Consider the following 22,230-nt stretch of genomic DNA (forward strand, 5'->3'; position numbering starts at 1 on the left):
ATTTAACATTTATTTAACACTTATCCCAAAACCGAGTTTCCATTTCTCTCGTAAGTATTGTTGAAGAATTATAATTTAAACAAAATTAAATGATGAAAACACTACTCGAAAAAAAATGGTTAAATACTTCAGTATTTAATTCTAAACAAACAATTTTATTTTTATTCTTACTATGCACAGTAAGTTTTTCACAAGCTCAAACAGACTTCACAGCCACATTAAGTGGGGTTCAAGAAAACCCAGTAGCTTTAACCACAGCTTATGGTGAAGTAAATGCCACTTTAAGTGGTAACACCTTAATTGTAACAGGTTCATTTGCTGGACTAACCAGTGATTTTGATGCAACTGTAGCTGGTGGCGCACACATTCATAAAGCTATTGCAGGTCGAAATGGAGGTGTAGAATTATTATTAACTACAACTATTTCTGGTGATTTAAGATCAGGAACTTATGAAGCAGCAGATAATACATTTACCTTAACAACAGATCAAATAGCTGCATTAAATGCAAGAGAATTGTATGTTAATATCCATTCTGTTGATTTTCCAGGAGGAGAATTAAGAGGACAACTATTACCAAATTCTGACAATTATTTACAAGCAAACTTATCAGGAACTCATGAAGTACCTTCCATAAATACAGAAGCAAATGGTAATTTGGTTTTTGAATTATCAGGAGATGTGTTAACAGTTTCAGGTTCGTTTGATGATTTAACAGGCGATGTTGCTGTAAGTGTTGCAGGAGGTGCACACATTCATGATGCAGTTGCAGGACGTAATGGAGGCGTAGTTTTTGTATTGGATTTAACCTTAGATGCAGACAATAAAGGAGCCATTATAGAAGCTTCAAAAAATGCATTTACTTTAGATGCGGCTCAAAAAGCAACTTTATTAGCAGATGGAAACTACATTAACGTACATTCCACTACTTTTATGTCAGGAGAGTTAAGAGGACAAGTAACACCAATTTCATCGGCAGTATTTAGAGCAGAATTAACAGGAGCTCAAGAAGTACCAGCTATAAATACAACAGCAACAGGTCGTTTAGTAGTAACGCACGATGGTTTAGGAAACGTAACTGTAAGTGGTTCATTTAACAATTTAATGGGCGATTTAAATACGGCTATTGCAGGAGGAATGCATTTGCATTCAGGCATGGCAGGTACAAACGCAGGTGTAGATTTTGTATTAACACCAACACTATCATCAGATAATAGAAGTGCAGTTTTAGCACCAGCAGATAATACGTTTGCATTTTCAGAAGCACAAATAGAAACCCTATTTAAAAGAGGTTATTATGTAAATGTTCACAGTTTAGAATTCGCATCAGGAGAATTAAGAGGACAAGTATTGCCTTTGGCAAGAACTTATTTAGGTACAAATTTAGCAGGAGTAAATGAAGTTCAGCCAATAGAAAGTCCAGCAGTTGGAAATGTGCAGTTTGAAATTACAGGAGATCAATTAGTAGTAACAGGAGGTTTTAGTGGATTGGATGGAGATTTTGATGCTTCAGTTGCTGGTGGTTCACATTTACACTTGGCAGATGCTACAGGTAATGGAGGAGTAACTATTTTATTAAATGCAACAGTAGATTCTGATTTAAAAGGAGGAATTTATACTGCAGCCGATAATACATTTACTATAGACGCATCACAAAAAGCAAGTTTATTAAGTGGGGGAGTTTATGTAAACATTCATACCACAACAAATGGAGCAGGAGAATTAAGAGGCCAGGTATTAAGAGATAACAATGCGTTTCCAAGTGCTGCAAGTATTACAAGTCCTGCAGACAATGCTTCTTTAACAATTAATGATGATGCAAGTACACCATTTCAAGTTACTTGGGATGCAGAAACAGATTCAAATAATGATGTTTTGGTTTATACTTTTCAACTGGCAACAGATCAAGCCTTCACAAATTTATTGGTAAACAATAAAGTATCAGGTTTAAGTTTTGATTCTGATAACGCAGCAATCAACACAATTTTAGACAATGAAGGCGTTGCTATAGGGAATTCAGTAACCTTATATCACAGAGTAATTGCATCAGATGGAAGTGTGTCAACCCCATCAACAGCATTGACTTTAGAGTTAACTCGTGATTCAGCATTAAGCATTAATGATGATAGTGTTAATGAATTTCAAGTTTATCCAAATCCAATACATGATGTTTTAAATATTAGAATGGGTTCTAATCAATCATCTGATTTTAGTATTGTACTTTATGATATTTCAGGTAGAAGTTTATATAATACAAATTCAAAAGAAAATAATATAGTAAAGATTGATTTTACATCTTTTAAAACCGGTATTTATCTATTAAATATTATTGATAATAAAGATAATACTGCAATTACTAAGAAAGTAGTAAAAAGATAATTTAATATCTTTATTAAGTTTGAACACGAGAAGGAATACCGTATTTGATTACGGTATTCCTTTATTTTTCTTATTTAATAGTCACTAATTAATTCCACAATATAAGTAAGGATGTTTTTTTAATGACTAAGATTTTATTGATTATCAATTATTCGTATGAAAATCTATAGATAGATTTGAAAAATGTACGAATCAAAGAAATTGAAACGAATAAAAACGGAAATAAACAAGTAAAGAAAATCATCACATTAAAAGCATCTCTTAATGTTTTTATATTAGACATTTCTAATATGTAATTGCCTGAAAAATAAAGGCTAATTGCGCAGATGGCAACAATAATAAATCGTTTTATATTATTAGTTTTCATAATGGGGGAATTAGAAGTTAATAAATAGTAAAGAGAACTCTTCTCTTTGTACAATTCAAATATAATACATATTTAAATGTTTTTTAGTAAGCATATTTCTTAATTTTAAAAATAAATTACTTTCCTATACAAAAATTAGAAAAAATATGCCCTAAAATATCTTTATCTACATCATAATCTCCAGTAATTGCCCCTAAATGACGCAAACATTCTCTAATGTCAATAGAAAATAAATCTGTAGAAATTTCTAAATCAATACCTTGTTGCACAGAATTTATGGCAATTAAGGCATTATTTAGAGCTTCAAAATGGCGAGAGTTGGTAACAATCGTTTCGTTATTACTTAAAGCACCAATATTAACTAAAGCTGTTAATTCGTTTTTAAGTTCGTCTATGCCTGTTTTATTTTTTGCAGAAAGCGGAATTAAATTTTCAATTTCTAATTCTAAAGCAGCTTTTTCATCCTCAGCAATCAAATCCATTTTATTGGCAATAACTAATAAACGTTTATTGGGGAAACGTTCTTTTATGGTTTGGATTTCTTTTTGCCTTTGTGTTTTTTTCTCTATTCTAGCATCTATAATAAAAATAATCAGTTGTGCATTTTCTGCCTTTTCAAAGGCTTTTTTAATCCCAATATTTTCTACCACATCTTTGGTTTCTCGTATTCCTGCAGTATCAATAAATCGAAAAGCAACACCTTCTATAATTAATTCGTCTTCAATAGCATCTCTTGTTGTACCAGCAATGTCAGAAACTATGGCTTTTTCTTCATTTAAAAGTGCATTTAATAAAGTAGATTTTCCCACATTGGGTTCGCCAATAATGGCAACTGGAATTCCGTTTTTCATGGCATTACCAAAAGAAAAACTATCAATTAAACGTTTTAAAACAAAGGTAATTTTTGCTACCAATTCTTTGAATTGAGTTCTGTCTGCAAATTCTACATCCTCACCAGAAAAATCGAGTTCCAGTTCAATTAAAGCTGCAAAATCTAACAATTTAGCACGCAGTTCTTTGAGTTCATTGGTAATGCCCCCACGCATTTGCTGAATGGCCATTTGATGACTAGCAGCAGAGTTGGAAGCAATAACATCTGCTACAGCTTCTGCCTGGCTTAAATCCATTTTTCCATTTAAAAAAGCACGCATGGTAAACTCGCCATTATCTGCCATTCTGCAACCATTTTGTAAGAATAACTGAATGATTTCTTGTTGAATAAAGCTAGAACCATGGCAAGAAATTTCTATCACATTTTCGCCAGTATACGAATTAGGATTTTTAAAAACCGAGACTAAAACTTGATCTAAAACAACACCTTGATTAACAATATGCCCTAAATGAATGGTGTGCGATTGCTGATTTGTTAAGGTTTTTCCTTTTTTTATCGATTTAAAAAAGGCATCAGCAATTGTAATGGCATTTTCACCAGAAAGCCTAATCACAGCAATTGCTCCAACACCAGATGGCGTTGCTAAAGCTATAATAGTATCGTTTTTAATCATGTTGCAAAAATACATAAAGATTTATCAGCATATAAAAAAAGCCCAACACATATTTGTGCTGAGCCTATAAAGAATTCATTGGGGAATTCTTCATTTTTTTATCAATTAGCAGACATTTGTTGTTTTGCAAATTCTTTGATATTTAATTTGTTGTCTTCTACAAACTCTAAAGTTCTCATTGGGAATGGAATTGTAATACCCTCTTTATCAAATGCTTGTTTAATTTTTATGATGGCATTACTTTTTGCTTTTAATTTTTCTAAAGCATTTTCTGAGTCAACCCAAAACCTACATAAAAAGTTTATAGAACTATCTCCAAATTCTGTGTAATAAAACTCTACTTCTTTTTCTAATCTTTTTTGATTGAAGTTATCTGTAATTACCTTTTTAGTTAAATGTTCAACTTTTTCTAAATCTGCTCCATACTCAACGCCACAGGTTATTGCAATTCTCATTTTTGTGGTTAAAGAATAATTTTTAAAAGGACTCTCTAAAATCATTTTATTAGGTATTACAACCTTGTTATTATCTGCTTCTTTAATTACAAAATAGTTTAAATTAATGTCTATAACTTCGCCTGCAAAATCATTAGTTTCTACCCAATTTCCAATATTTAAATTTTTTCTAAAGGATAAAACAATACCAGAAATGGTATTAGAAAGCGTGCCTTGTAAAGCCAAACCTACTACTATACCAGAAACTCCGGCTGCAGAAACTATGGTTTTTAAAGTATCATCAAACTTTAAAATGGTCATTGCAAAATACAATCCTAATAAAAAGATGACTGCAGAGGCTACTCTTGATACTAAGTTTTTAACAGATTCTTGTTTTATTTTGCCTCCTATAGCTTTGTTTACAAGTGTGCTAATCCATCTAGAACTGAAATATGCAATAACAAGTACTACAAATGCAATTGCTAAATTGGGTATGTTTTCTATGAAAATTTCTTTCCATAGCATTAATTTATCTATAACTTTATTCATGTTTTATACTAAGTTTTGTTGAGAATGGATAAGATATTCGCAAGCTGACGTGCGTATCTTAATAACGTATTATTTAAAAAATAAGGACTACTTATTATTTAACAAAACTTGCATTTAATTCTTCTTTGGTGTCTTTTGCCCAAGCATTTAACATCCAGGTAGATTTTTCTAATTCTCTAATGTATGCGCCCATCAAATCTATAGTACCTTCATCTTTTGCTTTTTCTGCTTTGTCAATTATTTTGCCCAATTGTTCTAAGATAATTTTATGATCTCTAATAATTTCGGCTACCATTTCTTCGTCGGTTAATAACGGACTTGATTCTTTTACTTTAGAAACCTCAATATAATCAGATAATTTACTGATTGGATGATATTTTAAAGTGATAATTCTTTCAGCAACTTCATCTATTTTAGTTCTGGTATCATTATACATTACTTCAAACCTTTGGTGTAAATCAAAAAAGTTTTTGCCTAAAATATTCCAATGGAAATTTCTTAATTTTTGATAATACACATGGTAATCTGCAAGCAGAACGTTTAATTCAGTTACAACTGGTAGTATTTTTTGGTTGTTTATGTTTAAGTAATCCATAGTTTGTTTTATAATTTTAAAGGTTAATATTATTTACATTACAAAGATAATTTAGATGCAAAGTTGAGGTTTGCTCATATAATAGGGATATTAACTCAAATGCAGAAAAGGTTTAGTTTTGCGGGTTTAATAGTATGTTTGAATTAAAAATGTAACAAAATAAGTAATTTTGCGACGTATAAGTGTACTCACCATTAAACTTTAAAAAAATGAAAGAAGATAAACAATTACTGGTATTAACCCATTTAAGCCAACTGTTAGATTTTGTAACAGGTATTGGTGGTTTTATTGTACCATTGGTTTTGTGGTTAACTAAAAAAGATGAAATTAAAGACATGGATTTGCATGGTAAAGCAATCATTAACTTTAGAATTTCTATGTTTATTTACATTTTAATATGTATTCCATTAATTCTACTACTTGGCTTAGGAATTTTAGGAATTATAGCCATTGGTTTTTTCTACTTAATTTTTCCAATTGTTAATGCTATTAAAGCTAGTAATAATGAGCCACCTTCTTATCCGTTAACCATTCAGTTTATCAAATAGAATTAAAAAAATAGCGGTAAAAATCGCCATTAAAAAAGGTGATTTTTTTTGTAAAGTAAAATCCTTTAAATGTTTTTAATAATGTCTTCGTACTCAAAGTAAAATAATTCAAATTTAGACATTGTAGCTACATAAAATTCGTAACAATCTCGCCAAGTATTTTTATTGTAGATGCTAAACTTTTTATCGAAATCAACATAAATTCTATGGATTATTTTTCCACTTTCAAGTAAATAAGCGTCGTCAAAAACAACATTAGGAATTTCATTTTCTAATAAGGTTTTTAAAGAAAGTAGTTGATCGTAATATAGCAAATTTGCTATTTCGTCATTTGTGTCGATATCTAAACAAACTAAAGCTTTTTTTCTGTCTGCTACAAATTTAAAAGCAAGGCCTTTTACTTTGGTATTGTACAACAGCCATTTTCTGGGAAAAGATTTCCCAAAACTGGTCCAGAATAATTTTCTTAGTGCTGAAGCTTCTTCTTTAGAAAACATCTTTTAAGTTTACAAAAATCAAATTAATAAGGCTCAAAAGTAGAACTTTTTTGTTTATTTAAAGCTGTGTTTATCAATTTAAAATAGAGATTGAATTATCTAAAAAACAACTGTAAATTTAAGTATGTATCTTGGTTTATGATAAATATTGACAAAATATAATGAATAAATTTACTGCTTTTTTAGGGGTTTTAATTTTGCTTTCATAAGTTTACACTTTATTTAAGCATGTACATTTTTAAAAACGTAAAAGCACTACTCATCATTACAGATTTTAAAAATACCTAAAAATAATTTACAACAATAAAATGGCCATTGTAAAACCTTTTAAAGCAGTAAGACCAAGTAGAGATAAAGTAGCTTTGGTGTCTTCAAAATCTTATGAAGAGTATAGCCCTGCTGAACTAGGTGCAAAATTAGACTTTAATCCGTTTTCGTTTTTACACATCATAAATTCTGGGTATAAACACCAGCAAGAAATTTCTAGTGAACAACGTTTTCAATTGGTTCACAATCGGTATGAAGCGTTTAAAGAAAAGCAAATTTTTATTCAAGATGCTATACCCTCGTTTTACATCTATCAAAAAACAAATCATGAGGGTATTTTTTGCGGAATTATAGCAGCCACAAGCGTTAACGATTATAACAATAATAAAATAAAAAAGCACGAAGCTACTTTGGGTAAAAGAGTGCAACTTTTTGAAAACTATTTAAAGGTAACAGGTTTTAATGCAGAGCCTGTATTACTAACTTTTCAAGATGATGAAACCTTAGCAGCAATTATTAAAAGACAACAGAAAAATAGACCAGAATACGAATTTTCTACAACCGATACACAATTGCACAAACTTTGGTTGGTTAAAGATGCTAAAATCATACATCAAATAACAGAGGCGTTCCAAAAAATAGAATATTTATATATAGCTGATGGGCATCATAGATCTGCTTCTTCTGCTTTATTGGCTAAAGATTTGGCAACAGCAAACCAAAATCATACAGGTAATGAGGCATATAATTTTTTTATGAGTTATTTAATTCCTGAATCTGATTTAAAAATATCAGCTTTTAATCGGTTTGTTAGAGATTTAAACGGTTTATCTGTAAAAGAGTTTTTAACCCAATTAAATGCTTTTTTTATCATAGAAAATAAGGGACAACAATTGTACTCGCCTTCTAAAAAACATCATTTTAGTATGTATCTTCAAGGCGAATTTTATGCACTATATTTAAGAGAAAATAAATACCATTTTACAGATGCTTTGAGTACATTAGATGCAGAAATATTATACAAAACGGTGTTGCGCCCAATGTTAGGGATTGATGATGTAACCCATAATGATAGAATTGCTTACGCACACAATAAAACAAATGCTATAGCCATTAAAACAAAAGTAGATTCTGGTTTGTTTAAAGTGGGTTTTGGCTTGGTTGCTGTAGATATTCATGAAATGAAAAAAATATCGAATGCTAATTTAAAAATGCCACCTAAAACAACCTACATTCAACCAAAATTACGAAGCGGATTAACCATGTATGAATTTTAAAAACCTAACAATGATTAAAGAAAATTTAAAAAATATACAATTAACTTTACCAGAAAACGTAACACTTGTTGCGGTTTCTAAAACCAAACCTGTAGAAGATTTACAAGAGGCCTATAATGCAGGTCAGCGTATTTTTGGTGAAAATAAGATTCAGGAAATGGTTGATAAATACAATGTGTTGCCTAAAGATATTCAATGGCACATGATTGGTCATTTACAAAGTAACAAGGTAAAGTATATGGCGCATTTTGTAGATTTAATTCATGGTGTTGATAAATTGAAAACGTTAAAAGTGATTAATAAAGAAGCAAAAAAACACGATAGAATTATAAACTGTCTATTACAAGCAAAAATAGCCAAAGAAGATACCAAATTTGGGTTGTCTTTTAATGAAATTACAACCATTTTACATTCTGATGAATTTGCAGAATTGAATAATATTAATATTGTAGGCTTAATGGGTATGGCTACATTTACAGAGCATGCAAATCAGTTAAAAGACGAATTTACAGCACTCAAAAATCTTTTTGAAGATTTGAAAAACAAAGTGAATACAGAAAACTGTAATTTGAACGTTTTATCTATGGGAATGAGTGGCGATTACAAAATAGCTATTGAAAATGGTAGCACTATGATAAGAGTTGGTAGCGCTATATTTGGTCATCGAAATTATAATCAGTAAATTTCACCCAAAAAATAAAGAAAAAGATATTGTACGCAATTATAGACATTGAAACTACAGGAGGTAAATTTAATGAAGAAGGCATTACAGAAATTGCTATTTATAAATTTGACGGACACGAAGTTGTAGATCAATTTATATCACTTGTAAATCCGGAAAGAGAAATTCAAGAATTTGTTGTTAAACTTACAGGCATTAATAGTAAAATGCTTAAAAACGCGCCTAAATTTTACGAAGTAGCCAAACGTATTGTAGAAATTACAAAAGACTGTATTTTAATTGCACACAATGCTGCTTTTGATTACCGTATTTTAAGAACAGAATTTCAACGACTTGGTTTTGATTTTGAAAGAAATACGCTTTGTACAGTAGAATTGAGTCAGCAATTAATTCTAGGCCAACCTTCTTACAGTTTAGGCAAACTAACCCGATCTTTAGGCATACCAATTACAGATAGGCACAGGGCTTCTGGTGATGCTTTAGCAACCATTCAGTTGTTTAAATTACTGCTAGAAAAAGATACCAAAAAAGAAATTATCCAAAATTCTATTAAATATTTTGATAAGCGATTAGAAAAAGAAAAACTCAAAAATTTAATTGAAGAAATACCAAGAGTACTTGGGGTTTACTATATTCATGACATCAATGGAAAAGTAATTTTTGTTGGACGTGGTAAAAACATAAAAATAGAAATTAATAAACTGTTTTTAAAAACTACAAGACGTGCTGTGAAAATTCAAGATAGAGCCACTTCTGTATCTTTTAATAAAACAGGTAACGAGTTGTTTACACGTTTAAAGTATTACATTGCTTTAGAAACATTATCGCCCAAATTTAATTTTAAAAAGAAATTTAAGTTAACAGATGATAATTTTAATCACGACGATTTTATCATTTTAGATAAGGGTAGAGAAATAGAAGAAAATGCAGTAATTTTAATTGAAAATAATAATATTATCAGTTTTGGGTATACCAATTTGGCATATCAAGAAAATAATATTGATATTCTAAAATCTGTGTTAACACCTGTTGCACATAAAAAAATTGCTAAAACCATAATTAAGAACTTTTTAAATAAAAATAAAGTTCAAAAAATTATTCGATTTTAAATGAAAAAAATGCCATGGTTATTGTTGTTTTTTACAATAATAATGTACTCCCAAAAAGAAAAATCATCTAATATGAGACAAACTACTTTAGATGAATTAGAAATGACTGTGTATACTAAAGATTCAACAGCTGCAGCTGTAGTTTTGTACGAGCATGCCAATGTTTACTTAGACCCAGATAACGATCATAAGACAAGAACAGATTATTATTATCGCATTAAAATTTTAGACCAAGATGCTTTTGATCAAGCCAATATTTCTATAAGGCTGTATAAAGAAAAACGGGTTTCAGATATTAAAGCCATTACTTATAATATTTCAGAAACAGGTTCTATGACTACAAGTTTACTAGATAAAGATAAAATTTTTGAAGTAAAAGAATCTAAAAACTGGACTACACAACGATTTACAATGCCCAATATTAAGGTAGGGAGTGTAATTGAATATGCGTACAGTATAATTTCACCTTATTTAGGTATTCCTGATTGGTATTTTCAATCAGAGATTCCTAAAATAAAGAGTGAGTTTGATGCAGCTATTCTAGGAAATTATAAATACAATGTTAGGTTAACAGGCTTTTTAAAACTAGATAAAGATAAACCATCTGTAGATAAAAAGTGTGTGTATATTAGTGGTTTGGGAGATGGTGCTTGCGTAATTTATGCATACGGAATGTATAATGTGCCTGCTTTTGAAGAAGAAGGCTACATGTTAAGTAAAGAAAACTATATTTCACATTTATCTTTTGACTTAGAAACTTATACAAAAACAAATGGAGTAATAGAAAATTATACTTCTACTTGGAAAAATGCGGATAAAAAATTAAAAAAGATTTTTTTAAATAATCAAACTTCTAAAAAGAGTTTCTTCAAAAAAAATATACCAGAAGATATACTATTGATGACAAACGATTTGCAAAAATCGAAAAAAATCTACGAATACATAAAAAATCACTATAGTTGGAATAATAGATATTGGAATTACGAAGATGAAAACGTAAAACAAGCTTTTACCAATAAGGTGGGTACTGCAGGCGAAATTAATTTATCTCTATACAATGCTTTGCAAGCTGCTGAAATTGAGTCAGATTTGGTTATTTTATCAACTAGAGAAAATGGCATACCTACAACACTTTATCCTATTATTTTTGATTTTAATTACCTTATTGTAAAAGTTAAAATTGAAGATAAAAACTATTTTTTAGATGCCACAGATCGTTTTTTACCTTTTGGTCAAGTCCCTTTTAGAGCGCTAAATGGCAATGCACGAATTATAAATTATAAAAAAGAAAGTAATTGGGTTAAATTAAGACCAAAATTTAAAACTTCTAAAAGTATTACAGCGAAATTAGTACTCAATGAAGATGGAGATTTTGAAGGAAGCATGCTAATCAATAAACAAGGTTATGCTGCAGAACGTCAACGTAAAAAATTATATGAGCTAGGTGAAACTGGTTATATTGATAATTTTGAAGAAGAAAACCCAGATGTTGAGGTAGAAGATTATACAGTTACTAATGCAGAAAATTTAGAGAAAAATTTATTAGAAGTATTTAAAGTAAACCTAATTATGGATGAAGGTTTGTCTGACAAAATAAGAATTAATCCATTCTTTTTTGATAGGTTAGAACAAAACCCATTTAAACTAAAAGAAAGAAATTACCCCGTAGATTTTGGCTATCGAAGAAAATCTAATTTTGTGCTGAGTTTAAAAATTCCAGAAAACTATACAGTTACGCAATTGCCAAAAAATAAGGCAGTTGCTTTACCTAATAAAGGTGGTTTGTTTGTTTTAAAAGCCGTAGAAAAGAATAATATTATTAACCTTTATGCCAGAATACAAATAGCAAAAAGCTCGTATTCATCCGAAGAATATTTTGCTTTAAAAGAATTTTATAAACAAATTATAATAGCCGAAAACGCTTATATTATTTTAGAGAAAAATAATTAAAAAGTAGATCAATCTGCATTACCATATAGTTTGCTTTTCTAAGTTACAGATAAATACGGTAATGCTAAAAATTATTTTTAATATACTATATTAGCCAGAAAATAAAATAAAGATTCATGTTTTGGTATCATCCAGATTTAGAACGATTAGAAAACGAAAATGAGAATTTAGAATATCAACCTAAAATGATTTTTTATGGCAGTTCTACATTTACTTTATGGGAAGATTTGACATCGGTTTTTAGAGCTTATAATCCTGTTAATTTAGGTTTTGGAGGTTCTACTTTAGCTGCCTGTACATGGTTTTTTGATCGTATTTTTAAAAATATTGAAAACCCAGAGTCTATTGTAATTTATGCAGGTGATAATGATTTAGGTGATGCAAGGCATCCTGAAGAGGTAATTTTGTTTTTAGAAAATTTATTGGTAAAAATTAGAGAAAAATATAGCACTGTTAAATGCACTTGTATTGCTATAAAACCAAGTATTGCTCGCAAACATTTGTTGCAGAGTATCCATTATACCAATACCTGCATTGAAAAGTTGATGCGTAAAGACGATCGTTTTTATTATGTAGATATTTTTGATAAATTATTAGATGCCAATGGTAATCCTGATCAAAAATACTTTCAAGAAGATGGTTTGCATTTTAATGCTGAGGGTTATGAAGTATTAAAAAACGCATTGGAAGCAAACAAAGAAATATTTCCAGAACAAATTCTTGAAAAAATTGAATTAAAGTAATTCTGCTAAAAAAAATCTATGAAACGTGAATATCACAAATGGTATAGTCCAAATCTTGAAAAAGAGATGGAACTATTGATATTTGGTGATTCAGGAGCAAAAGTATTGTTTTTTCCACCTAGAATGGGACGTTTTTATGATTACGAAAACTGGAAGGTAATTAAAGCCTTAGAAGAAAAAATTACAAACGGACATTTACAAATTTTTTGTGTAGATAGTGTAGATCTAGAATCTTTTTACAATAGCTTTGTGCATCCAGGCTACAGAATTTACAGACATATTCAATACGAAAAATATGTTTTAGAAGAAGTATTGCCTTTAGCTAATAATATTAATAATAATAAAAGTGTAATTTCTGCTGGTTGTAGTTTGGGCGCTTATCATGCTGTAAATGTTGCTATGCGTCATCCTAATTTATTTTGTAAAGTTATCGGTTTAAGTGGGCGTTATGATTTGACAAAATCTAAAGGATATTTTAAAGATTTGTTAAGTGGTTTTCATAACGATTTTGTGTATTTTAACATGCCCAATCAATATTTAAAAAATATTGATGACCCTGTTTTAATTGAACAAATTGATAAAATGGATATTGTTTTAGTGATTGGTAAAGAAGATCCTTTTTTAGAAAGTAACTACATTTTATCAAATATCTTACATGAAAAAGGAATTACGCATCAAGTTTACGAGTGGGATGAAAGAGCTCATAAAGCACGTTATTGGAAAAAAATGGTGCAGATTTATTTTTAGATACCTATCTTCTATTTAAAAATAAAAATTGATTCCTATTGCAGAGCTAAAAGCGTCACCCATTGATACTTCTTTAGAGGTTATGGCATACCATAAATAAGACTCTACTGTACCCAAATTCGTAATAAAAATCTATCCCCTTAAAAATACTTTTTGCCTCAAAGTCTTTATGAATTTTTACTCCACCAAAAATAACAAAATGAATGGAGTTAGAAACATAATATCCTTTTGTAAACTGACTAGGTAGCGCAGTAAATGTATTGGTTGTAGCATCATAAGTTGCAGTTAAACCCGCAATTAGAGAAATAAAATAGTTTTTTCTTAATTTTTTAGTAAAAATAGGAAACGTATTTTTGATTGTGTTTAAATGAGTAGATTTAGCCTCTGTAATGGCTTCAGGAATATAGCCATATAACAGCTCTGCAAACCAAATGTTATCAAATATTTCGTATCCAACACCAGTAGATAATAGGCCAATGTTTCCAGCAAATTGTAAAGAGGCATAATCGGGTACATACCAAGATTTCTTTTTTGTGGTAGTTTCTTGTGCAAAGGTGGTTGCAGAAAAAAAGCATAAAAAAATTACAATAGCGATGTTTTTCATATCTATAATTCTATCAATTCTACCGAAAAAGATTTTTCTTGAACTGTAACAATGCCATACGCTAATTCTTTGAGTGATGGTATTGTTAAATAACTCACATCTCCTTCTTCATAATTATAAGAATGTGTGTGGCCATGCATAGACAATGGCACATTATTTTGGCTCATAATAGTTTTGTAGGTAGCGCTCATTTCTTCTGTAAATTGATCTCCATTTGGTGGGATATGCGCAATTACAAAAACTTCATTAAACGAATTACGATCTTTTAATTCTAACGATAACCATTCAAAATCAGGTGATTTTTTACTTTCCCAAACAATATCATCAAAGAGAATGAATTTATTATTGTTAAATTGAAAGGTGTAATTATAATCGCCAAATATTCTTGAATAAATTAAATTTCCATTAGAGTTATAATCGTGATTTCCTATCACCGTAAAATAGGGTTTTTGAAGATCGGCCATAATATCATAAAAAATCTCATATTCTTTTAAAAGCGCCTGTTCTGTAATGTCTCCACCAAAAAGCAAAAAAAGTATTTCGTTATTTTTATTAATATCATCTACAACTGTTTTTAAATTGTCATAGAAATAGTGGCTGTCTGTTAGAAAAGCAAATTTAAAATTTTGAGAATTTACTTTAATCTTGTTTAATGCTTCTAAATTTTTAGTGGTTGTATTTTTATGTTCCTCTTTAACATCTGCGTCGTAAACGGTATATTCAAAAATAGTATCGCAAGAAACTAAAAATGTAATTACACAAATAATAAAAACTCTTTTAATAAATTTCATATTCAAAAACACTGCTTAAACTAGAGAATATCGAAAAGTAGGAGGTGAAAAAATAGTTAAAAAATAAGAAGGACTAATTAATCTTTTTTAAGATGATTTGTTTAGTATTCTTTTAAATAAAGCTTTACCAAATAAGTAGCTTGGCATTTTTGACATGATTTGTAAATCATCAATAAAAGTAGTTTCACCATCTAAAAATTCAAATATTTTTGTGGTAGAATTTCTTTGGAATAATCTACTAAAAAGTGATGTACCCAATTCGTTTTTTTCGGCCAAAATATCTAATAATAACAAATCATAAAACCAATATTTTGATTTGGAGTGAAAATTACTCAGTGATTTATCTTTCTTTAAATAAGAGGTCAATTGCTTAGTTTTTTTGATGGTATTCATAAATGTAAAACCTGTACTTGCTTTAGACCAACCTCCAGATGTACCCATGTGAATAATGTTTTCAGAGTTTTTTTTCCAAAACTTATATGATGTCATAGGTATGATACCATCTTCTTTTTCAAGAATAGTGTACTTTGTAATGTTTTTTTCTTCTAAATAGTTTTTTATAGCTTTTTCATAAATATCATAGTGTAGTAAATCTTTAGAAAACAAAGTATATTCAAACAATGCAATTTTTTTACTTATAGGTAAAACGTACATAAATCTTGTATTGCCTTTTTGAGGGATATTGAAATCCATAAACGTAGCAGTACTATCATCAAAAGTGTCTTCTTGTAGTTCTACAAACCAACCTACAAAATGTTGTTTTAAAACAGGATATTTTGTTTGTTTTAAATAACTGTTATCAAATAAAATACTATTTAATAATTTTTTTGTTGTGTATTTGGAATTTTGGGTAGTGGTAACTGTCGCAAATTCCTTTTCTTGCAGTATTGTTTTTACAGTACATTTTATAAAATCAATATTATTTTTACCATCTAAAATTGCCCATATTTTTTGATAAAAGTTACTGCTTCTGATTAATTTGTAAGTGTAAGGCGTTATTTTTTTTTTAAGATGATAGGTTTCGCTCTCAAAAATTATACTGTCCCAAGAGGTGTGTAAAAGGTCATCCCATTCTCCTTTTCCTTTTTCCCAGTAACACCATGTTCTATCATTGCTATTTTTTTTTTCTTTATCGATAATTAAAATACTTTTATTATCAAAAAAGGCATCTTTTGCCATTCTGTAAGCCATCATTAAACCAGCAGCACCAGCACCAACTATTATGTAATCGTAGTTTTTCATCAAAAGAATAAAAAGGTAGAAAAGAAAAGAATGATAGCCATAAATATGTGTAAAGAAACTTTTTGATCTGTTTTGATGTGAAATCTATTGTAAAATAAATGCGCTAAAGCTGCAATTACAAACCAAGCTACATAGTTTTTTAAAGGTACAATACCGTTTTCAAATTCCCAAAAATCGAATCTTGGGGCTACAACTTCTATAATTAGGTCTAAGAGCATCATGAATAGCCCTCCTAATAAAAATCGTAACACCTTGTTTTTGGTAATTTTTTCTGAAACATCTGCTGTAATTACTGTTAATACACCCCAATTTACACAAATCATAATAGGTACTCCACCAATTTTGATTCCTAAATTTTCTCCATATGAATAATCTCCAAAAAACCAACCATAATTTACGCCTAGAAACTCTGTGATAAAACCGATAAAAAAGGGAATAGAAAACCCAATAAAAAATTGAGAGTTAATGCGATCTAAATTCCAAAGGATAGCAAAAAAATATACTAATAAATTTAGCGGAGTTAGGCTTAAAAACCAATCTTGATGAGTAGATAAAATACCTAAAATACCAGAAATATTAAATAACCAAATGATAAATAGGGTAATATATGCTTTGTATTTGGAAATCATTTTTGGTCTTTTACAATTAATTCTGACACAATTTTACCCGATAATAAACACAAAGGAATTCCACCTCCAGGATGCACACTGCCTCCACAAAAATAAAGATTTTTAATAGTTTGGCTAAAGTTTGGGTGTCTTAAAAAAGCCGCAAATTTGTTATTACTAGAGGCACCATATAAAGCACCTTGATACGATTGTGTATTCGATTCTATTTTTCTTGGATCTAAAATGGATTCGAAATTAATGAGTTTTTCAAAATCGATATTTAATATTTTAGATAATTTAGCAATGACATTTATTTTTGTTCTTTTAATAATTTCATCCCAATCTTGACCTGTATTTGAGGGTACATTTACCATAACAAACCAGTTTTCAGATCCTTTAGGCGCATCATTTTTTTCTTCTTTAGATGTGATGTTTACATAAATTGTGGGGTCATCACAAACATTTTTATCATCAAAAATAACCTCAAACTCTTTTTTATAATCTTTAGAAAAAAAGATATTATGCAAATCTAATTCAGGGAATTCTTTTGTAATACCCCAATAAAAAATTAATGCAGCACTAGATCTTGGTTGGCTTAATATTTTTTCTGGTGCTTGTTGTTTTTTTAATAATTTACGATAAGTAGGTACAACATCGGCATTAGAAACTACAATGTCAGAAAAATATTTTTGATTTTTTACTACAATGCCTTTTGCTTTTTTATCTTCAACTATAATTTCATCTACCAAAGTATTAAATTGAAATTGAACGCCAATATCTTTGGCCAATTTGTACATAGATTTTGTAATGGAATGCATACCTCCTTTAGGAAAGTAGGTGCCAAAATATTGTTCTAAATGCGGAATCATAGACATAATTCCTGGGGTTTTATAGGGTGATGAACCATTGTAAGTAGCAAATCGATCAAAAAGTTGCACTAATTTTTCATCCTTAAATGCAGTACTGTTGTAATTGTGTAAGGTTGTATTAATATCTAAACTATTAATACTAAAAATAGCGTTAATGGTGTCTTTAGATAAATAGGTGCTTAATTTGTGTAAAGATTGCTCTAAAAATAATGAAGCTGTTAAATCGTACTTTTTTTTACTTTTGTTAAAATAATTGGTAAGTTTTGCAGCATCAACATTAAAAGATTTTGTTGCATTTTTAGCAAATTGTTTAGTATCTGCAGCTGCTGTAAAACGAGTGCCATCTTCATAAAAATATTTGCAAACCACTTCTTTTTTTTTGTATTGAAAATAGTCTTGACTATTTTTATGAGCAGATTTAAATAAATCTTCTACAAATTGTGGCATGGTAAACAAAGACGGTCCCATGTCAAAACGATATCCGTTTTCTGAAAAAGCAGTGAGTTTGCCACCAAAATAAGCATTCGCTTCAAAAACAGTAACTAAAAAACCAGAGGATTGTAAGCGTACAGCAGCTGCTAAACCTGCAATACCAGCACCAACTACAATTACTTTCTTCTTTTGGTTATCCATTAATTAAAAAGTATAGGTATACGTTTATGCTTTTAAATTGGGTTTTCTAAAATATTTAAATGGTACGAAAAGCATACCAAAGCATTCACTCTCTTCTTTACCCATATTTTTGTGATGGATTTTATGTGCTTTACGCAATCCTAATAAATATCTGTTTTTGGTGTGTTTAAACCATTTAAAACGTTGATGAATGAGTACATCATGAACTAAAAAATAGGCCAAACCGTAAAAAAGAATTCCAAAACCAATAGCTGCCAACCATAATTGTTGTTGTTCTAATCCAAAAAAGATTGATAATGAACTTGGTATAGCAAAAATAACAAAAAAGGCATCGTTTTTTTCAAATACATGAGGATATCCAGGTTGATGATGGTCTTCATGCAAAAACCACCCAAAACCATGCATTATATATTTGTGTGTACACCATGTTACACCTTCCATGATCATAAAAGTAGCTAATGTTATGAATGCGAAAATCATTTTTAAATAATATTTAGCTTGTATTTTACATAACTTCTTGCCAATAAATTAATTTTCATTGGGTCAGAAATTCTAATTCTTGTGTCCATAATTTTTTCTGATGGCACAGATTTCAGCTTTTTTAACAATCGTCTGTAATATCTATATGCCATATATACACCAAACTTAGCTTCAACAGGCAGTTTTAAAATACCATGATTATATGCATAATCAAAGTCTTCTTCAATTTCATCGATGATTAATTGTTTCGATTTTGCATCTAACTCACCTAAATTAATGTTAGGAAAGTACGAACGATTTAGCACTTCAAAATCATCTTTTAAATCTCTTAAAAAATTCACTTTTTGAAACGCAGAACCCAAGCGCATTGCTGCATCTTTTAATTCGTTGTATTTTTTATCATCACCATCTACAAAAACTTTTAAACACATTAAACCAACAACATCTGCAGAGCCGTAAATATACTCATCATATTCTTCTTTGGTTTGGTATTCTGTTTTATGTAAATCCGCTTTCATGCTTTTTAAGAAAGCTTGTACCATTTCATCTGGAATATTATAACGATTTACTGTGTGTTGAAACGAGTGTAAAATTGGATTTAAACTGATGCCTTGTTCTTTAGCAACGTAATAATCCCTTTCAAAATTACTCATTAAAATGTGTTTGTCGTAATTATGAAAAGTATCTACAATTTCATCTGCAAAACGAACAAACCCATAAATATTGTAAATATCTGTTCTTATTTTTGGTGATAACATATTTACCGCTAACGAAAAAGAAGTGCTGTATTGTTTGGTTACTAGCTTACTACAATCGTTAGAAACATGATCAAATAATTCTTTCATAGTTAGTGTTGTTTTTTTATAATTAATTCCGTTGCTATTTTTCCAGAAATTAAAGCTGGAGGAACACCAGGACCAGGTACCGTTAACTGCCCTGTAAAGTACAAATTATTTACTTTACTGCTCTTTATTTTTGGTCTTAAGAATGCAGTTTGTAATAATGTGTTGGCCATACCATAAGCATTACCTTTGTAAGAGTTGTATTCTTCTTCAAAATCTTTAACACAAAACGATCTTTTAAACAATACGTTTTCTTTTATTTTTTGACTGGTTAGTGTTTCGAATCTATCTATAATTTTATGGAAATATTTTTCTCTAAGTTCTGGAGTATCTTTAATACCAGGAGCTAAGGGTATTAAAAAGAAACCTGCTTCTTTACCTTTTGGTGCAGAAGTTTTATCTGTCATTGAGGTAAAGTTGGCATAGAATAATGGTTCTGTTGGCCATTTTGGGGTGTCGTAAATTTCTTTTGCATGTGCATCAAAATCTGAATCAAAAAATAATGTATGGTGACTTACATTTTTTATTTTTTTATCAAACCCAACATAAAATAATAATGACGAAGGTGCAAATGTTTTTTTATCCCAATAGGATTCTGAATATTGTCTTAGATTTTTATCTAATAGCGTTTCTGTATGATGATAATCTGCACCACTTAAAACCAAATTTGTTTTAATTTCTTTTCCGTTTACTAATAAACCTTTAACATTTTTATTGTCATCTACAATAATTTTATCAACATTAGCATTCACTTCAAATTCAACACCCAAACTTTTAGCTAAGCTAACCATTGCTTCAATTACTTGATACATTCCTCCTCTTGGATGCCAAGTGCCTAAACCAAAATCAGCATAATTCATAAAATTGTAAAAAGCAGGGGTATTGCTTGGTTTAGCACCTAAAAATAATACAGGAAATTCTAAAATTTGAATAAGTTTTTGATTATTTATGTTTTTTCTAACTTGTTTTCTTATCGTTGAAAAAAACTGACCTACTCTTGCAACTGTGGTAGTTGTAACTAACTCTAAAGGGGAAACCCCAGGTTTATAAACTAAATCTTTAATTGCTGTATCGTAATTTGATTTTGCGGATGATAGAAAACTTTTTAAGTGTTTGCTACTTCCTTTTTCTTCTTTTTCAAAAATGTCATAAATTTCATCTAATTTATCAGAAATTTTAATGGAATCATTTTTACCAAAATAGACTTCATAGCCAGGACTTAATTTATCTAAAGTATAATAGTCTGATGGTTTTTTACCAAAGTCGGAAAAGAAACGTTCAAAAACATCTGGCATCCAGTACCAAGAAGGTCCTAGATCAAAAGTAAAGCCATCTTTTTTAAACTGTCTGGCTCTACCACCTAAAGTATCGTTTTTTTCGAGAACAGTTACTTTGTAACCTGCTTTTGATAAGTAACAAGAAGCAGATAAGGCAGAGAACCCTGAACCTATAATGTAAATTTGATTGTGCATTGGTTGATTTTTGTTTAACAAATATAATTATTAATCAAACAAAAAAGTAATATGCTTAGAAATTTATAAGAGTTTTAACAAATCTGAAACTGATTTGTATAATTTTATATTGTCATTTAAATCCATATCTTTAATTTTATCAACCTTTCTACCAACAGCAATAAATTGGTTTTCTGTATCTTTCATAACTTCTGATATTTCATTAAAATAGCACTCAATTTTGTCATCATAAGGCTGTATCGTTAATGAAGTTACAAAACAAATTTCGCGATTGCTTTCTAAGAAATAACTCAAGTTGTTTAGAGGTAAACTTTGGCCTAGATAAATGGTGTGATTGCCTCTTAGCACCAACTCATAATTTAAATACATTAACCCAAGTTCATGAATTTCATTTTCTGGTAAAAACAAAACGTAGGTTTTATTGGTATTAGTAATGCTGTATTGTAATTTTTCTGTATTAATTTGAATTTTTTGAGAAATTAAATTAGAAATAAAATGTTCGTGTGCTGGCAATAAAGTCTCTGTTTGCCATAACAAACCAATGTGATCTAAAAAAGGAATAAAGATATCTTTAAAAATTTCTCTAAATGTTTTTTTATGTAAAAGTTTGTTGTAAGTATTGTTGAATAAAATTTTATCAAACTGAAACATAGCCACCTTAAAAGAATTTATAGCTTCGTCATTTGTAGCTATACTAAATGCCAATTCTCTAGATTTTGTGGTAATCATCTCTTCAGACATTGCCGCAATTTTAGAAATTTTAATATTGTTTTTATTCAATAAAACAATATTTAATAGCTTGGTTAAGTTTTGGGGTGTGTAATATCTAATATTTGTGTCTGTTCTTTTTGGTTGTAACAAATTATAACGCTTTTCCCAAATTCTGATAGTGTGAGCCTTGATTCCAGAAATATTTTCCAAATCTCTTATCGTAAAGTCTTGCTTTATATTGTTCAATTTTCTTTCCTTTAAGTTCAACAAATTTAAGAAATTTATTTGATAATAAAATAAATTTATACAAAATTGTAACAAATGTTATTA

General features: G+C 29.5%; 21 protein-coding genes. 8 read left to right on the forward strand and 13 right to left on the reverse strand.

The genetic code is table 11. The features are described from left to right. The first annotated feature begins 89 nt into the window (after positions 1–89). Complete coding sequence (locus SJY27_RS16840) at positions 90–2,378, forward strand: CHRD domain-containing protein (RefSeq protein WP_397446034.1); 2,289 nt, start codon at positions 90–92, stop codon at positions 2,376–2,378. 483 nt (positions 2,379–2,861) lie between these two features. On the opposite strand, the gene mnmE is transcribed toward SJY27_RS16840, so the two are convergent. The 3 genes from mnmE to SJY27_RS16855 all read right to left on the reverse strand — a co-directional run bounded on the left by mnmE (position 2,862) and on the right by SJY27_RS16855 (position 5,828). Then, a complete protein-coding gene (gene mnmE, locus SJY27_RS16845; RefSeq protein ID WP_397446035.1) occupies positions 2,862–4,250 on the reverse strand; it encodes a tRNA uridine-5-carboxymethylaminomethyl(34) synthesis GTPase MnmE in 1,389 nt (462 codons plus the stop codon). Positions 4,251–4,351: 101 nt separating this feature from the next. After that, positions 4,352–5,233, reverse strand: a complete 882-nt coding sequence (locus SJY27_RS16850) for a mechanosensitive ion channel family protein (RefSeq protein ID WP_397446036.1) — start codon at positions 5,231–5,233, stop codon at positions 4,352–4,354. Between the two features lie 94 nt (positions 5,234–5,327). Continuing rightward, positions 5,328–5,828, reverse strand: a complete 501-nt coding sequence (locus SJY27_RS16855; protein ID WP_397446037.1) for a Dps family protein — start codon at positions 5,826–5,828, stop codon at positions 5,328–5,330. A 209-nt stretch (positions 5,829–6,037) separates the two neighbouring features. On the opposite strand from SJY27_RS16855, the gene SJY27_RS16860 reads away from it, so the two are divergent. After that, on the forward strand, positions 6,038–6,376 hold the full coding sequence (locus tag SJY27_RS16860) for a DUF4870 domain-containing protein (protein ID WP_397446038.1): 339 nt from the start codon (positions 6,038–6,040) through the stop codon (positions 6,374–6,376). 65 nt (positions 6,377–6,441) lie between these two features. Here SJY27_RS16860 and SJY27_RS16865 read toward each other — a convergent pair whose 3' ends face one another. After that, on the reverse strand, positions 6,442–6,873 hold the full coding sequence (locus tag SJY27_RS16865; protein WP_397446039.1) for a DUF4268 domain-containing protein: 432 nt from the start codon (positions 6,871–6,873) through the stop codon (positions 6,442–6,444). Positions 6,874–7,181: 308 nt separating this feature from the next. Here SJY27_RS16865 and SJY27_RS16870 point away from each other — a divergent pair, with 308 nt between their 5' ends. From SJY27_RS16870 to SJY27_RS16895, 6 genes are all read left to right on the forward strand, one after another. Beyond that, positions 7,182–8,417: a DUF1015 domain-containing protein gene (locus SJY27_RS16870; RefSeq protein ID WP_397446040.1), complete on the forward strand. Its 1,236-nt coding sequence runs from the start codon at positions 7,182–7,184 to the stop codon at positions 8,415–8,417. Positions 8,418–8,427: 10 nt separating this feature from the next. Beyond that, positions 8,428–9,099: a YggS family pyridoxal phosphate-dependent enzyme gene (locus tag SJY27_RS16875; RefSeq protein WP_397446041.1), complete on the forward strand. Its 672-nt coding sequence runs from the start codon at positions 8,428–8,430 to the stop codon at positions 9,097–9,099. 29 nt (positions 9,100–9,128) lie between these two features. Continuing rightward, positions 9,129–10,208 (forward strand): exonuclease domain-containing protein, encoded by a 1,080-nt coding sequence (locus SJY27_RS16880; RefSeq protein ID WP_397446042.1) that lies wholly within the window; start codon positions 9,129–9,131, stop codon positions 10,206–10,208. Between the two features lie 42 nt (positions 10,209–10,250). Then, a complete protein-coding gene (locus tag SJY27_RS16885) occupies positions 10,251–12,158 on the forward strand; it encodes a hypothetical protein (RefSeq protein ID WP_397446043.1) in 1,908 nt (635 codons plus the stop codon). Positions 12,159–12,274: 116 nt separating this feature from the next. Beyond that, positions 12,275–12,901, forward strand: a complete 627-nt coding sequence (locus tag SJY27_RS16890; RefSeq protein WP_397446044.1) for a GDSL-type esterase/lipase family protein — start codon at positions 12,275–12,277, stop codon at positions 12,899–12,901. A gap of 18 nt (positions 12,902–12,919) precedes the next feature. Continuing rightward, complete coding sequence (locus SJY27_RS16895; protein ID WP_397446045.1) at positions 12,920–13,648, forward strand: esterase family protein; 729 nt, start codon at positions 12,920–12,922, stop codon at positions 13,646–13,648. 73 nt (positions 13,649–13,721) lie between these two features. On the opposite strand, the gene SJY27_RS16900 is transcribed toward SJY27_RS16895, so the two are convergent. The 9 genes from SJY27_RS16900 to SJY27_RS16940 all read right to left on the reverse strand — a co-directional run bounded on the left by SJY27_RS16900 (position 13,722) and on the right by SJY27_RS16940 (position 22,146). Further along, a complete protein-coding gene (locus SJY27_RS16900) occupies positions 13,722–14,252 on the reverse strand; it encodes a hypothetical protein (RefSeq protein ID WP_397446046.1) in 531 nt (176 codons plus the stop codon). A gap of 2 nt (positions 14,253–14,254) precedes the next feature. Further along, complete coding sequence (locus SJY27_RS16905; protein WP_397446047.1) at positions 14,255–15,043, reverse strand: metallophosphoesterase family protein; 789 nt, start codon at positions 15,041–15,043, stop codon at positions 14,255–14,257. A gap of 87 nt (positions 15,044–15,130) precedes the next feature. Next, positions 15,131–16,285 carry a lycopene cyclase family protein gene (locus tag SJY27_RS16910; protein ID WP_397446048.1) on the reverse strand — a complete coding sequence of 385 codons (1,155 nt, stop codon included), beginning with the start codon at positions 16,283–16,285 and terminating at the stop codon, positions 15,131–15,133. Continuing rightward, positions 16,285–16,914 (reverse strand): carotenoid biosynthesis protein, encoded by a 630-nt coding sequence (locus tag SJY27_RS16915; protein WP_397446049.1) that lies wholly within the window; start codon positions 16,912–16,914, stop codon positions 16,285–16,287. The genes SJY27_RS16910 and SJY27_RS16915 overlap by 1 nt, the downstream gene beginning before the upstream one ends. Then, on the reverse strand, positions 16,911–18,395 hold the full coding sequence (gene crtD, locus SJY27_RS16920; RefSeq protein ID WP_397446050.1) for a 1-hydroxycarotenoid 3,4-desaturase CrtD: 1,485 nt from the start codon (positions 18,393–18,395) through the stop codon (positions 16,911–16,913). The genes SJY27_RS16915 and crtD overlap by 4 nt, the downstream gene beginning before the upstream one ends. 24 nt (positions 18,396–18,419) lie before the next feature. Then, complete coding sequence (locus SJY27_RS16925; protein WP_397446051.1) at positions 18,420–18,875, reverse strand: carotene hydroxylase; 456 nt, start codon at positions 18,873–18,875, stop codon at positions 18,420–18,422. Positions 18,876–18,877: 2 nt separating this feature from the next. Further along, the gene (locus tag SJY27_RS16930; RefSeq protein WP_397446052.1) at positions 18,878–19,720 is read right to left on the reverse strand and encodes a phytoene/squalene synthase family protein; all 843 of its coding nucleotides are present in this window, start codon (positions 19,718–19,720) and stop codon (positions 18,878–18,880) included. A gap of 2 nt (positions 19,721–19,722) precedes the next feature. Continuing rightward, positions 19,723–21,189: a phytoene desaturase family protein gene (locus tag SJY27_RS16935; protein WP_397446053.1), complete on the reverse strand. Its 1,467-nt coding sequence runs from the start codon at positions 21,187–21,189 to the stop codon at positions 19,723–19,725. 63 nt (positions 21,190–21,252) lie between these two features. Further along, on the reverse strand, positions 21,253–22,146 hold the full coding sequence (locus SJY27_RS16940; RefSeq protein WP_397446054.1) for a MerR family transcriptional regulator: 894 nt from the start codon (positions 22,144–22,146) through the stop codon (positions 21,253–21,255). Between the last annotated feature and the right edge of the window lie 84 nt (positions 22,147–22,230).

The sequence above is a fragment of the Polaribacter sp. R77954 genome (genome assembly GCF_044595335.1).
Taxonomy (GTDB): Bacteria; Bacteroidota; Bacteroidia; order Flavobacteriales; family Flavobacteriaceae; genus Polaribacter.

Coding starts and splice junctions, on each gene's coding strand:
- SJY27_RS16840 (WP_397446034.1), top strand. CDS start 90: ATGATGAAAACACTACTCGAAAAAAAATGGTTAAATACTTCAGTATTT.
- mnmE (WP_397446035.1), bottom strand. CDS start 4,250: ATGATTAAAAACGATACTATTATAGCTTTAGCAACGCCATCTGGTGTT.
- SJY27_RS16850 (WP_397446036.1), bottom strand. CDS start 5,233: ATGAATAAAGTTATAGATAAATTAATGCTATGGAAAGAAATTTTCATA.
- SJY27_RS16855 (WP_397446037.1), bottom strand. CDS start 5,828: ATGGATTACTTAAACATAAACAACCAAAAAATACTACCAGTTGTAACT.
- SJY27_RS16860 (WP_397446038.1), top strand. CDS start 6,038: ATGAAAGAAGATAAACAATTACTGGTATTAACCCATTTAAGCCAACTG.
- SJY27_RS16865 (WP_397446039.1), bottom strand. CDS start 6,873: ATGTTTTCTAAAGAAGAAGCTTCAGCACTAAGAAAATTATTCTGGACC.
- SJY27_RS16870 (WP_397446040.1), top strand. CDS start 7,182: ATGGCCATTGTAAAACCTTTTAAAGCAGTAAGACCAAGTAGAGATAAA.
- SJY27_RS16875 (WP_397446041.1), top strand. CDS start 8,428: ATGATTAAAGAAAATTTAAAAAATATACAATTAACTTTACCAGAAAAC.
- SJY27_RS16885 (WP_397446043.1), top strand. CDS start 10,251: ATGTACTCCCAAAAAGAAAAATCATCTAATATGAGACAAACTACTTTA.
- SJY27_RS16890 (WP_397446044.1), top strand. CDS start 12,275: ATGTTTTGGTATCATCCAGATTTAGAACGATTAGAAAACGAAAATGAG.
- SJY27_RS16895 (WP_397446045.1), top strand. CDS start 12,920: ATGAAACGTGAATATCACAAATGGTATAGTCCAAATCTTGAAAAAGAG.
- SJY27_RS16900 (WP_397446046.1), bottom strand. CDS start 14,252: ATGAAAAACATCGCTATTGTAATTTTTTTATGCTTTTTTTCTGCAACC.
- SJY27_RS16905 (WP_397446047.1), bottom strand. CDS start 15,043: ATGAAATTTATTAAAAGAGTTTTTATTATTTGTGTAATTACATTTTTA.
- SJY27_RS16910 (WP_397446048.1), bottom strand. CDS start 16,285: ATGAAAAACTACGATTACATAATAGTTGGTGCTGGTGCTGCTGGTTTA.
- SJY27_RS16915 (WP_397446049.1), bottom strand. CDS start 16,914: ATGATTTCCAAATACAAAGCATATATTACCCTATTTATCATTTGGTTA.
- crtD (WP_397446050.1), bottom strand. CDS start 18,395: ATGGATAACCAAAAGAAGAAAGTAATTGTAGTTGGTGCTGGTATTGCA.
- SJY27_RS16925 (WP_397446051.1), bottom strand. CDS start 18,875: ATGATTTTCGCATTCATAACATTAGCTACTTTTATGATCATGGAAGGT.
- SJY27_RS16930 (WP_397446052.1), bottom strand. CDS start 19,720: ATGAAAGAATTATTTGATCATGTTTCTAACGATTGTAGTAAGCTAGTA.
- SJY27_RS16935 (WP_397446053.1), bottom strand. CDS start 21,189: ATGCACAATCAAATTTACATTATAGGTTCAGGGTTCTCTGCCTTATCT.